The organism is Bosea sp. 685, assembly GCF_031884435.1.
GTDB lineage: Bacteria > Pseudomonadota > Alphaproteobacteria > Rhizobiales > Beijerinckiaceae > Allobosea.
This window is the reverse complement of record NZ_CP134779.1, coordinates 4,009,961-4,022,150: the sequence shown is the minus strand read 5'-3', so window position 1 is coordinate 4,022,150 and position 12,190 is coordinate 4,009,961. Positions and strand designations below refer to the sequence as shown.

Sequence of the window (12,190 nt, the reverse complement as noted above, 5' to 3'; positions counted from 1 at the left end):
AGCTGCCGGAGCCATCATCAGGCTCGCCGACTGCAATCCAACCCGGCTATTCTACGTCACTCGGCGGCCCCGAGCGTTGGGGCGCCGAGTGACCGAACGCATAGCCGAACTGACGGGCGCCTCCGAGCTCGCTCCGTCAGCCAACTCCATTTCGGGCGTCTTGGGCCGGATACCGAGCCATCTTGCATAAGCGACTCGTATTCCAGCGCTTGGGTCACTAGCTTGGCTGATGTGAGGTTGCGTAGCGATGAGGTGGTGTCATGCCCAACGCCGACGCCGTGATGATCTCGTCTTATGAACAGCGGAAGGCTGCTGTGCTGCGAGCTGCACAGCTCATCTCATCATCGCGGGATTCTGACGGTGAGCGGGAATTCGAGATGCTGACCGAGGCTATCGCGGAGTTCGATATCCGTCAGGAAGCGCTCGGCTTCATCGAGCTCCCGCCGGCTTTCATGCAGTTCCTGTCCAGTGGGCATCAGGCTCGGGTTTCGAGCAGCCGTCGCTGAGACGAAAGGGGCTGTAGGCAGCGTGCTTGGACAATGGCTCCGCGCGTTTCAGCTGCGTCCGCTGTCCGGGCGCTTTCGAATGTCCGCTCCCGGCGCTGTCCTCCCGAAAGACCTAGCGCAATCCTGATGCCGCACGTGGTCGAACGCATCCCTGCTGCGTCGGCGCGTCTAGAAACAGCCGAGCTTGCGCGCCTCGCATGGGTCGGCTTCGACTGGACGAACATCCCGCGGCTTACATATCGAGAAGCCCGGCCAGGCTTTTCGCGGCTTGCTCGATATCGGCTTGGAGGGATCGTTTGGCCGCCACGGCATCTTTGCCGAGCAATGCCGCATGGATCGCCTTGTGGTCGCGGTTGGCGCTCGTCCAGTTGTCGGTCTCCTTGAGCAGGTTGATGTAAGGTCCGATCTGCAGCCAGAGCGACTCGATGATGGCCATCAAGGCCGGCGAGGAGGCGGCCTTGTAGATGGTGAAGTGGAAATCGCGATTGGCCGGCACGTAGCGGGCGCGGTCCTTCTCAGCCTTCGCGGCCTCCATGATCGCAATCAGGTCTTCCAGATGGCGCAGTTGCGCAGGCGTGATCGCCGCAGCGGCCCACTCGGTGGCCATGCCCTCGATCTCGCAGCGGACGCGCCTGAGGTCGTCGAGCCGTTCGGCGCTGAGCGGCGGGATGCCGACAGAGCGGCCGGCCACCACAGTCAGAGCCTTCTCGGCGACGAGCCGGTGCAACGCCTCCCGCACCGGCATGGCGCTGACGCCAAAGGCTTCGGACAGGCTGCTCACCGTCACCGTGCGGCCCGGCTCGATGTCACCGTTCAGGATCATCTCCCGGACTCGGCCGTAGACGTGCTCCTGGATCGTCGCGCGGGAGATCGGAGAGTAGGGCAGCTCCTGAGGGCGCATGAGGCTCATCGTCTTGAAATCCAAGGTGTTCGACTCCCGCGATCTATCACGGTCATCGGCGCAGCGCGAAATCATCGTTGCGTTGATATCTGATTTATGATCTTTGATCAAAAATGAACAAGGCATCCATCAAGGTGCCGGCGATCAGGCACTACGGCGTCGGGGAGGACGCGCATCATGTCCAAGAAGAAGCACCTCATCGCGGCTGCGGCCGCCGTATTGGCGATCTCGGCTGCGGGCGTTTCAGCCGCGCAGGCCCAGGCCAAGCACAAGATCTTCCTGTCGATGAGCTACATCGGCAACGACTGGCAGGGCGAGGCCGCCAACATGATCAAGGCCATGGCCGCGTCCAAGACGATGGCCGACAAGGTCGACCTGCAGGTGCAGGTCGCCGGCCCCAACGCCCAGCGCCAGATCCAGCAGATCAACGCCATGGTCCAGGCCGGCGCCAAGGCGATCATCGTCTTCCCGATCTCGCCGACGGCGCTCAACGCCGCGGTGAAGAACGCCTGCGAGAAGGGGGTGACTGTCATCGCCTATGACGGCGAGATCACCGAGCCCTGCGCCTACAACGTCGCGATCGATCAGGAAGAGGCCGGGCGCGTCACCGCCGAATGGCTGGTGAAGAAGCTGAACGGCAAGGGCAACATCGTCTCGATCACCGGCGTGCCCGGCACCTCGGTCGACACGTTGCGCACCAAGGCGGCGAAAGAGGTCTTCGCGAAGCATCCCGATATCAAGATCGTCAACGAAGCGGTCGGCATGTGGAGCCAGGCGGTCGCGCGCACGGAGCTGTCGAAGATTCTCGCCACGCGCAAATGGGACCAGATCGACGGGCTGTGGATGCAGGTCGGCTGCTACACCGCCAATACGATGCAGCTCGAGGCCGGCATCACTGAGGACAAGCTGAAGCCCTGCGCCGGCGAGGGCTCGAATGGCGGGCGCGTGCAGATGCTACCGACTGGCACCGAGGTCGAGGGCGCGAACGGCACCTACAAGCCGATGGCCGCGCCGCGCATCTCCTATGCCTCGCCGCCTTATTCGGGCGCGCTCGCGCTCAAGCTTGCGGTCGCCAAGCTGGAAGGCAAGGACGTGGCGAAGAAGACCGTTCTGCCGCTGCCGGTCGTCACCAACGAGACGATCAAGCTCTGCCAGGAAGGGACCTGGGACGAGATGCGGGCCGGCTGCAACGCCTTCAAGCCCTCGATCGTGACCAATCCCGGCTGGTTCGCCTCGATCTTCTCGGGCGAGACGCCCGAGATCGGCCTGAACGCCGCGCTCGTCGGCCAGCCCGAAAACTGATCGCAGTGCCGGGCGGCGCCTCACCGCCCGGCTTTCCGTTCCCGCCAACGCAGGAAGGACGGCAGCCCGTGCTTCAGCGCGAGATTTCCCATGACCAGGTGCGGGTGGCCATCGCTGCCCGCGACATTCGCAAGGTCTATGGCGCGACCATCGCCGTCAACGATGTCGGCTTTGACATCATGGCCGGCGACACGCATGCGCTGCTCGGCGAGAACGGGGCCGGCAAGTCGACGCTGGTCAAGCTGCTCTCCGGCCTGATCCGGCCGACGACGGGCGGCTTCGACATCTTCGGCGAAAGCGCCGATCTGCATTCGCCCGCAGCGGCGCACCGTCACGGAATCCGCACCGCCTTCCAGGAACTCAGCCTCGTCCGGGACCTCAGCGTCCTCGACAACATGCTGCTGCCGACCCCGCCGCGCGGCCCGCTCGGCCTGATACGGAAGCGGGAAGCCCGCCGGGCGGTCGAGGCGCATCTCGACGCTCTGGGTCTGGGCATGATCGACCCACGCTCTGAAATCCGCGACCTCGATCTGAACGAGCGCCAAAAGATCGAGATCGCCCGGGCGCTGTTCCGCGAACCCCACATCCTGCTGCTCGACGAGCCGACCTCGACGCTGTCGGGCAGCGACATCGACTGGCTCGGCGCCATCATCGCCAAGGGCAAGACCAAAGGCATCACCACCGTCTTTATCTCCCATCGCATGCGCGAGGTCCGCGCCTTCTGCGACCGGGTAACCGTCCTGCGCGGCGGCAAGCATGTCGCGACGCGACCGCTCTCGCAGGTCGGGGACGAGGAGCTCATCGGTCTGATCGCCGGCGGCAGCAGTGGCCATTCCTTCCCGTCCCGCCCGCCGCGCAGCCGCCTCTCCGATGAGGCCGTACTGGCCGCGAGCGAGCTTTCCGTCGGCAGCCGGCTCGATCGGCTTTCGTTCGGACTGCGCCGCGGCGAGATCCTCGGCGTCGCGGGCCTCCAGGGCATGGGCCAGCTCGAATTGTTCGCGGCGCTTTTCGGCACGGCCGAGAGCCGCGGCGAAATCCGCATCGACGGCCGGCGGGTCAGCTTGACCTCGCCGCGCGACGCGCTCGACGCCCGGATCGGCATCGGCCTCGTGCCGGAGGACCGCAAGACGGAGGCACTGTTCCTCAAGCTCGACGGGCGCCGCAACGTCTCGCTGCCGGTGATCGAGCGCTACAGCCGCTTCGGCCTCGTCGATCGCAAGCGCGAGGAGGCGGCGGTCGCCCGCGTCATGGCGCGGCTCAATGTGCAGATGCGGGCGCTGTGGACGCCGGTGAAGGCTTTCTCGGGCGGCAACCAGCAGAAGATCGCCGTGGCGAAGTGGCTCTTCGCCGAAAGCCGCATCCTGTTGCTGTTCGACCCGACGCGCGGCATCGATGTCGGCACCAAGAACGAGATCTACGCGCTGATGCGGGAATTCGCGGCCGCAGGCGGCTCGATCCTGTTCCATTCGACCGAGACCGCTGAGCTCGAGCATCTCTGCGACCGTGTGATCGTGCTCTATCGCGGGCGGCCAGCCGCCCGCCTCGAAGGCGAGGCGATCACGGAAGACGCGATCCTGCGCGCGATGCTGGGCGGAGACGCAGCCGAGCCTGCCGAGGCGCAGGCTTCTACGCGGGAGAGCGTCTCGTGAGCGCGATCGCTTCCACGGTGCCGCGGAGCGGCGCGTCCTCCCTGGTCCGCGGCTGGCCCGACCGCCTGCGCGGGCCGCTGATCGCGGTCGGCGTCTTCCTGCTCTGCCTGGGGCTCGTGCGCTGGCTCAGCGGCGGCACGCTGGGCTATTACGAACTCGGCACGCTTGCCGCTGGCGGCGCGACGCTCGCCATCGCCGCGAGCGGCCAGACGATCGTGGTGCTCACCGGCGGCTTCGATCTTTCGGCGGCCGCCGTCATCTCGCTCGTCAACGTCACGCTCGCCGGGCAGATGCAGGACAGCCCCGGCTCGATGCTGCTGTGGACGCTCGCCGGCATCGGCGTCGGCGCGGCGACTGGCGCCTTCAACGGCCTGTTCATCGCAGGCTTAAGGCTCCAGCCCATCGTGGTGACGCTCGCCACCATGTTCATCCTTCAAGGCGTCACCCTCCTGGTGATGGACAAGCCCGGCGGGCAGATTCCCGGTAGCTTCGCGCAGGCCCTGACCGGCGACGCCATCCCCGGCCTGCTGCCCATGCCGGTGCTGCTGCTCGCGGTTCTCGTCGGGCTGTGGCTGGCGCTGCGGAACACGCTGTTCGGCAAGGCCTTGCCGGCCTTGGGCTCCGACCGCGAGGCCGCGCGCGCCGCCGGCCTCAGCGTCCGGCTGCACGAGTTCTTCGCCTACGTTCTGGCGGGCGGGCTCTACGGTGTGGCAGGCGTCTTCATCACGGCCCAGACCGGCTCCGGCGACCCGCTCGTCGGCAATCCGATGCTGCTGCAGATGTTCGCGGCGGTCGTGCTCGGCGGGACCATACTTGGCGGCGGGCGTGGCGGCATCGTCGGCACGATCTTCGGCGCCTATGTGCTGATGCTCGTCGTCAACATCCTGCTCGTGCTCAATGTGCCGGCCTTCTATTCGTCGGTCGTCGAGGGCACGATCCTGGTGCTGGCCGTGCTCGCCTCCTCGCTGGCGCGCGACTCGGTGCTGGCCCGCACGATCCGGCAGGCGCTGACGCGCGCCGCAGCGCGCCGCGCCCGGCTGCTGCCCCGCCAGATTGATCTGCCGGCCACGCGCGTCGCCTTGCCGATGAGCGATCCGGCCATCGAGCGTCCCGCTTTCTGGCGCCGCCATGCCGAGGCGCTGCGCAACGGTCTACCCGCCTATCTCTGCTTCTTCGCCGTGCTTGCGGTGACGCAGTTCGTGCTCGGCAACGCGATGCTGTCCTGGCCGTACTACGATTCCCTGATCGTGCTCGGCTGCTTCCTCGCCATTCTCGCGCTCGGACAGGGCGCCGTGATCCTGACCGGCGGGCTCGACCTCTCACTGCCCTGGACCATCGGTCTGTCCGGCATCCTCTGCGCCGGGTTGCTCTCCGGCTCCGACGCGGCACTCGTCTACGCCGTGCCGGCGGTGCTCGCGCTCGGGGCCCTGATCGGCCTCCTCAACGGCCTCGGCATCGTCGCGCTCGGCCTGTCGCCGATCGTGGTGACGCTGGCGATGAACGGCATCCTGCAAGGAGCGGCGCTGATCTATTCGGGCGGGACGCCGAGCGGCTTCGCCTCGCCCGCGCTGCGCTGGTTCATGACCGCGAAGGTCTTCGGCGTGACGCCCGTCGTGCCCTTCGTCGTGCTCTTCGCTGCGGGCGCAGCGATCCTGCTCGGCCGCACCGTCTTCGGACGGCGCGTCTATGCCATCGGCAACGGCGAGCGCCCGGCAGAGCTTTCCGGCGTTCCGGTCAAGACGACGCTGGTCAAGGTCTACATGCTCTCGGGCGCCTGCGCGGCCCTGGTCGGCATCATGCTCGCGGGCTTCTCGGGTCAGGCGAGCCTGGGCATGGGCGACGACTATCTGCTGCCTTCGATCGCGGTCGTCGTGGTCGGCGGCGCGCTCATCACCGGCGGGCGCGGCTCCTATCTCGGCATGCTCGGCGGCGTGCTGCTGCTGACCGCGCTTCAGACCCTGCTCGCCGGAACCACCCTGCCTTATGCCACGCGCGCCATCCTCTACGGCGTCGTGGTGCTCGGCGCCGTCGTGGCGCTGCGCGAACGCGCGCATTGAGGAGACGCAAGACGATGCCTGCACTCGCGCTCAAACCCGGCCTGCGCGTCGTCGTCACAGCCGGCGCCTCCGGCATCGGCCGTGCCATCGCCGATCTCTTGATCGCCAACGGCGCACATGTCCATATCTGCGATATCGACGAGAGGCATCTCGCCGATTTCCGCGCCGCCCATCCCGGCCACGGCGCGACAACCTGCAATGTCGCTGCTGATGACGACGTCGCGCGGCTGTTCGACGAGGCTCAGGCCACGCTCGGCGGGCTCGACGCGCTGATCAACAATGCCGGCATCGCCGGGCCGACAGGCGGCGTCGACGAGATCGACCCGGCCGCATGGCGCCGCACCATCGACATCTGCCTCACCGGCCAGTTCCTGTGCACGCGGCTCGCCGTACCGATGCTGAAGGCCGCCGGCGGTGGCGCCATCGTCAACATGTCGTCTTCGGCCGGGCGCTTCGGTTACGCCTTCCGCACCCCCTATTCCGCGGCGAAATGGGGCATCATCGGCCTGACGCAGTCGCTCGCCAAGGAGCTGGGCCCGGCCAACATCCGCGTCAACGCGATCCTGCCCGGCATCATCAAGGGTCCGCGCATGGACGGCGTCATTCAAGCGCGCGCCAACCAGGTCGGCGTACCCTTCGAGGAGATGCGCGAGCAGTATCTCCAGCGCATCTCTCTGCGCCGCATGACCGATGCCGAGGATGTCGCGGCGATGGCGCTGTTCCTGCTGACACCCGCCGGCAACAATCTCTCCGGCCAATCCTTCCCCGTCGACGGCAATCTGGAGTCGCTATGAGAACGACCATCGTCGGCTCCGGCCTGATCGGGCGTTCCTGGGCGATCAGTTTCGCCCGCGCCGGGCACGAGGTGCGGCTGTGGGATCGTGACCCGGAGGCAGCGCGTGCCGCGCGCGAATTCGCGGCCTCCGTCCTGCCCGAGCTGGCCGCAAACGGTTTGCTCGATGGCCAGCAGCCCGGCGAGGTGCTCGCGCGCTTCCAGCCCGTCGCCGAACTGGAGAAGGCCCTCGCCGGAGCCGACTATGTGCAGGAGAGCACGCCGGAGATCGTCGAGGGCAAGCGTGCCGTCTTCGCCGAACTCGATCAGCTGACGCCGGCGGAGGCCGTGATCGCGAGCTCGACTTCGGCCATCCTGCCCTCGCGTTTCATGGAGCATGTCGCGGGCCGCGCGCGCTGCCTCGTCTGCCACCCGATCAATCCGCCCTACCTCGTGCCGGCCGTCGAGGTCTGCCCCTCGCCCTGGACGTCTCCCGAAACCGTGGAAAAAGCGGCGGCCTTCATGCGCGGCTGCGGCCAGCAGCCTCTGGTGATGAAGCGCGAGATCGACGGCTTCATCATGAATCGTATGCAGGGCGCGCTGCTCGACGAAGCGTTCCGGCTCGTCGCGGACGGCATCGCCGATGTCCCGGATGTCGATATCGGCATCCGGGAGGGCCTCGCGCTGCGCTGGTCGTTCATCGGCCCCTTCGAGACGATCGACCTCAATGCGCCCGGCGGCGTGCGCGACTACGCGCAGCGCTACCAGCATATCTATAGCGGCATCGCCACCGAACTCGCCGGCCGCCGCGCCGACTGGAACGGTCCGCTCATGGACGAGGTCGAGGGCCAGCGCGCCGCTCGCCTCTCCCGCGATGACATCGCCCAGCGCCAGATCTGGCGGGATCGGCGTCTGATGGCGCTAGCCGCCCATAAGCGTGCTGCCGCGCGCGACATCGGAGAATAGGATTCCAACCATGGCGAAGCCCCGCAAGGTCATCATTTCCTGCGCCGTCACCGGCGCGATCCACACGCCCTCGATGTCGCCCTATCTGCCGGTGACGCCGGAGGAGATCGCGGACGCGGCGATCGGCGCGGCCGAGGCCGGCGCAGCGATCGTCCATCTCCATGCCCGCGATCCGCAGACTGGCGCGCCGGATCAGACGCCCGAAGCCTTCGCCCGCTTCTTGCCGATCATCCGCCAGCGCAGCGATTGCGTCGTCAACATCACCACCGGCGGCGCCCCGACCATGACGATCGAGGAGCGTGTCAAACCGGCCGCGACCTTCAAGCCAGAGCTGGCCTCGCTCAATCTCGGCTCGATGAATTTCGGGCTGTTTGGCATGCTCGACCGCTTCAAGGACCTGAAGCATGACTGGGAGCGGACCTATCTCGCCAACAAGGAAATCATCTTCCGCAACACCTTCGGCCAGATCGAGCACATCCTGACCACCTGCGCCGGCAGCGGCACGCGCTTCGAATTCGAGTGCTACGACACCGCCCATCTCTACAATCTCAAATACTTCCTCGATCGTGGGCTGGTGCAGGCACCGCTCTTCATTCAGACGGTGTTCGGCCTGCAGGGCGGCATCGGCAACCACCCCGACGACATCGCCCATATGAAGCGCACGGCCGACCGGCTGTTTGGCGACCAGTACCGCTGGTCGGTGCTCGGCGCTGGCCGCAATCAGATGAATGTCGCCGCGATCGCAGCTGCCCAGGGCGGGCATGTCCGCGTCGGGCTGGAGGACAGCCTCTGGCTCGGGCCGGGGCGCCTCGCCGAGACGAATGCAGACCAGGTGCGCCGCGTCCGGCTGATCCTGGAAGGACTGGGGCTGGAGATCGCGACGCCGGACGAAGCGCGCGAGATGCTGGACCTCAAGGGCGGCGACAAGGTCGCGTTCTGAAAGCATCGAGCCGAAAGACAGGGACAGGGAGACGGACATGCGCATCGAAGTGCTGGTCGACGTCAAGACGACGCTCGGCGAAGGCCCGCTCTGGGACGCCGAGCAGGAGCGACTTTACTGGATCGATTCCTTCGACGGCCGGGTTTTTCGCTCGACCGTCGACGGGCGCGAGGTCCGCGCCTGGGACGTGCCGCAGAAGATTGGCTCGATGGCGCTGCGCAAGGACGGGCACGGCGCCATCGTCTCGCTGCAGCGCGGCTTCCATGCGCTGGACTTCAAATCAGGCGAAGTCACGCTGATCCATGATCCCGAGCCCGACCAATCCGCCAACCGCCTGAACGATGGCAAGGTCGACAAACGCGGGCGCTTCGTCGCCGGCTCGATGGACACGCAAGAGGAGGGCGCCAATGGCGCGCTCTACAGCCTCTCGACCGATTTCAAGGTGACGAAGCTCGACACGGGCATCGTCTGCTCGAACGGCCCCTGCTGGAGCCCGGACGGCAAGACCTTCTATTTCCAAGACACATGGTCGGGCGAGATCTGGGCCTATGACTACGATCTCGACACGGGCGCGGCGACCAACCGGCGGGTCTTCGCCAAGGTCGACACCTCGAAGGGCGGCGCCGCCGACGGCTCGACGGTGGATGCCGAAGGCTTCCTCTGGAACGCGCTGGTCTATGACGGGCGGCTGGTGCGCTATGCACCGGACGGCAGCGTCGACCGCATCATCGACATGCCGGTGAAGAAGGTGACGAGCGTGATGTTCGGCGGCCCGAACCTCGACATCCTGTTCGTGACCTCGATGGCCAAGCCGCCGCTGCCGCGCTTCCCCGGCGACGGCGTGCTGCGTGGCAGCCTGTTCGCAATCTACGATCTCGGCATTCGAGGCCTGCCGGAGATGCGGTTCGGGGCATGAAGAAGGCTGCCAATCGGCCTGTTGCTTTTCGAAGAACGAGGACCGTCCGCCTGGTCGCATGAAACCATTGCCGGCGATCGCTCGCCTCCGGCACGGCCATTATCCGCTTTCGGGCCTTCACTCGATGTCTGCAAATGGCGCTCGGCTGCCGCTGCTCGCGAGCAAGCTCGCGTTCTCTCGCCAGCTGCCAGCGACGACCGAGGGTCTGGCGTATCTCGATGACACGCCTTCCAGCGGGCTGCCTTTGACCTTCGGTGTCTGAGGCTTGGCGATGACGGGGCCGGTCCGCGCGTCGTCTTGGCGCGGCTTGCGAGCGGCTACCGGGTCGCTGCGTGATGCGTTGGGCGCTCAGTCCAGGCGATAGCTGCCTCGGCCATGGTCCTGAGATGGTCAGCGCTCGAAAAGCCGGAGATCCGCTTGCGCGGCTTCAGATCGTGATCGCCATCCTCCAGCCATAGGACGTCGATGAGCGGCGAAAGCCGATAGGTCGATACCTCCTCCCGGGTGCCGAACTCATCGCGCGTTCCCTGCACGATGAGAGTCGGCGTCTTCAGATCGGCCAGGTGCCCGGTTCGCAACTGCTCCGGCTTGCCAGGCGGATGGAAGGGATAGCCGAGGCAAAGAAGGCCGCGGATCCGGCCTGTCTGGAACAGCGCATCAGCCACCATGCTCGCGACGCGGCCACCCATCGACTTGCCGCCGATGACGAGCGCCCCCTTGGCGCCGAGCGCGTCGACAGCGGCGATATATTGCGGATTCAGCTTTTCAGCGCGTGGGGGTGGCCTGCGACCATCTCCGGCCCGCCGTGCCGCCATATAATCGAACTCGAAGCGGGCAACGCGAAAGCCCGCTCCGGCCAGCGCCTTTGCGGTCGCCGTCATTGATGGCGAGTCCATCGGAGCGCCGGCCCCATGCGCCAGGAGGATCGTCACAGCGGCCTGGTCGGGACCGTCGAAAAGAAACATCGCGCTGTCCTGCCTCGACGAGCTAGCTGTGAGCTGTCAATAGGTTGTCCATCCGGTCCCGAGCGAGGAAGCTGAGGTTGCGAAGCTTCAGAGCCCTCGGGGAGGAACCGGATGAACATCCACAAGAATGCCCGTCTGACACCGCTGGGTCGAGAGCGGATTGTGCGGATGGCGGCCGATGGGCACAGGCCTTCCGAGATCGCGGTCTGCGTCGGCGTCAGCCTGAAGACCGTCGATAAATGGATCGCCCGCTTCGCCGCCGAGGGTGTGGCAGGTCTGGCCGACCGCTCGTCGCGGCCGCACCGGCTGCATCGCCCGACGCCGAGCGAACGGATCGAGCAGATCCTCGCGCTGCGGCGCCAGAAGCTGAGCGGCAAGGCCATCGCCAAGCAAGCTGGCGTCTCGCCGGCGACGGTGAGCCGGATCCTGCGGCGGGCGCGATTGAGCCGGATGCGCGACCTCGAGCCGGCCGAACCGGTGCGCCGCTACGAGCGCGCCCATCCCGGCGAGTTGATCCACATCGACATCAAGAAGCTCGGCCGCATCGACGGTGTCGGCCACCGCATCACCGGGGACCGGACCCGCCAGAGCAACCGGCGCGGACGCGGCGAAGGCCTCGGCTGGGAGTTCGCCCATGTCTGCATCGACGATGCCTCGCGACTCGCCTTCGTCGAGATGAAGCCCGACGAGAAGGCCATAAGCGCGGTCGCTTTCCTCAGGGCGGCGGTGGCCTATTACGAGCGCCTCGGCGTCACCGTCACCCGCGTCATGACCGATAACGGCTCATGCTATAAAGCCTTCGCTTTCCGCGACGCATGTCGCGATCTCGGGCTCAAGCACATCCGGACAAAACCCTACACACCCAAGACCAACGGCAAGGCCGAGCGCTTCATCCAGACAGCTCTGCGCGAATGGGCCTACGCCAGGCCCTATGATCACTCAGACCGCCGAACAGAGGAGCTGCCGCGCTGGCTCCACCATTACAACTGGCATCGACCCCATGGCGGTATCCAGGCCAATACCCCAATCAGCAGACTCGCTCTCGATCAGGACAACCTGTTGAGGCTCCACAGCTAGAGCGTTTTCGAGCGAAGTGGATACCGGTTCGCGTGAAGAAAACGCGTTAAAACAAGGAGCTAGAGCATTTCCGCGATTCGAAGAAATGCGGAAATGCTCTAGACGGCCCAGTTCCGGGCGCCGTCAGAGCGCCAGCCTA

Annotated in this window: 11 protein-coding genes; 9 read left to right on the top strand and 2 right to left on the bottom strand. The window is 66.4% G+C overall.

Going from position 1 to position 12,190, the window contains the following annotated elements:
- Positions 1 to 260 precede the first annotated feature (260 nt).
- The gene (locus RMR04_RS20000; protein WP_311910100.1) at positions 261 to 506 is read left to right on the top strand and encodes a hypothetical protein; all 246 of its coding nucleotides are present in this window, start codon (positions 261 to 263) and stop codon (positions 504 to 506) included.
- 232 nt (positions 507 to 738) lie between these two features.
- Here the strand turns inward: RMR04_RS20000 and RMR04_RS19995 are convergent, their stop codons facing one another.
- Positions 739 to 1,431 carry a GntR family transcriptional regulator gene (locus RMR04_RS19995; protein WP_311910099.1) on the bottom strand — a complete coding sequence of 231 codons (693 nt, stop codon included), beginning with the start codon at positions 1,429 to 1,431 and terminating at the stop codon, positions 739 to 741.
- Positions 1,432 to 1,584: 153 nt separating this feature from the next.
- On the opposite strand from RMR04_RS19995, the gene RMR04_RS19990 reads away from it, so the two are divergent.
- The 7 genes from RMR04_RS19990 (at position 1,585) to RMR04_RS19960 (ending at position 10,009) form a co-directional block, all read left to right on the top strand.
- Complete coding sequence (locus tag RMR04_RS19990; protein ID WP_311910098.1) at positions 1,585 to 2,709, top strand: sugar ABC transporter substrate-binding protein; 1,125 nt, start codon at positions 1,585 to 1,587, stop codon at positions 2,707 to 2,709.
- A 68-nt stretch (positions 2,710 to 2,777) separates the two neighbouring features.
- Positions 2,778 to 4,358 carry a sugar ABC transporter ATP-binding protein gene (locus RMR04_RS19985; protein WP_311910097.1) on the top strand — a complete coding sequence of 527 codons (1,581 nt, stop codon included), beginning with the start codon at positions 2,778 to 2,780 and terminating at the stop codon, positions 4,356 to 4,358.
- Entirely contained in the window at positions 4,355 to 6,415 is a 2,061-nt protein-coding gene (locus tag RMR04_RS19980) for an ABC transporter permease (RefSeq protein ID WP_311910096.1), read from the top strand. The genes RMR04_RS19985 and RMR04_RS19980 overlap by 4 nt, the downstream gene beginning before the upstream one ends.
- A 14-nt stretch (positions 6,416 to 6,429) precedes the next feature.
- On the top strand, positions 6,430 to 7,209 hold the full coding sequence (locus RMR04_RS19975) for an SDR family oxidoreductase (protein WP_311910095.1): 780 nt from the start codon (positions 6,430 to 6,432) through the stop codon (positions 7,207 to 7,209).
- Positions 7,206 to 8,153: a 3-hydroxyacyl-CoA dehydrogenase gene (locus tag RMR04_RS19970; protein ID WP_311910094.1), complete on the top strand. Its 948-nt coding sequence runs from the start codon at positions 7,206 to 7,208 to the stop codon at positions 8,151 to 8,153. The genes RMR04_RS19975 and RMR04_RS19970 overlap by 4 nt, the downstream gene beginning before the upstream one ends.
- A 10-nt stretch (positions 8,154 to 8,163) precedes the next feature.
- Positions 8,164 to 9,093, top strand: coding sequence for a 3,5-dioxohexanoate:acetyl-CoA acetone transferase (locus RMR04_RS19965; protein WP_311910093.1), 930 nt, complete (start codon positions 8,164 to 8,166; stop codon positions 9,091 to 9,093).
- A gap of 37 nt (positions 9,094 to 9,130) precedes the next feature.
- Complete coding sequence (locus RMR04_RS19960) at positions 9,131 to 10,009, top strand: SMP-30/gluconolactonase/LRE family protein (protein ID WP_311910091.1); 879 nt, start codon at positions 9,131 to 9,133, stop codon at positions 10,007 to 10,009.
- Positions 10,010 to 10,326: 317 nt separating this feature from the next.
- On the opposite strand, the gene RMR04_RS19955 is transcribed toward RMR04_RS19960, so the two are convergent.
- Positions 10,327 to 10,974 carry an alpha/beta hydrolase family protein gene (locus RMR04_RS19955; RefSeq protein ID WP_311910090.1) on the bottom strand — a complete coding sequence of 216 codons (648 nt, stop codon included), beginning with the start codon at positions 10,972 to 10,974 and terminating at the stop codon, positions 10,327 to 10,329.
- A gap of 111 nt (positions 10,975 to 11,085) precedes the next feature.
- Between RMR04_RS19955 and RMR04_RS19950 the strand changes: the two genes are divergently transcribed.
- Entirely contained in the window at positions 11,086 to 12,051 is a 966-nt protein-coding gene (locus RMR04_RS19950) for an IS481 family transposase (RefSeq protein WP_311910089.1), read from the top strand.
- Positions 12,052 to 12,190: the final 139 nt, after the last annotated feature.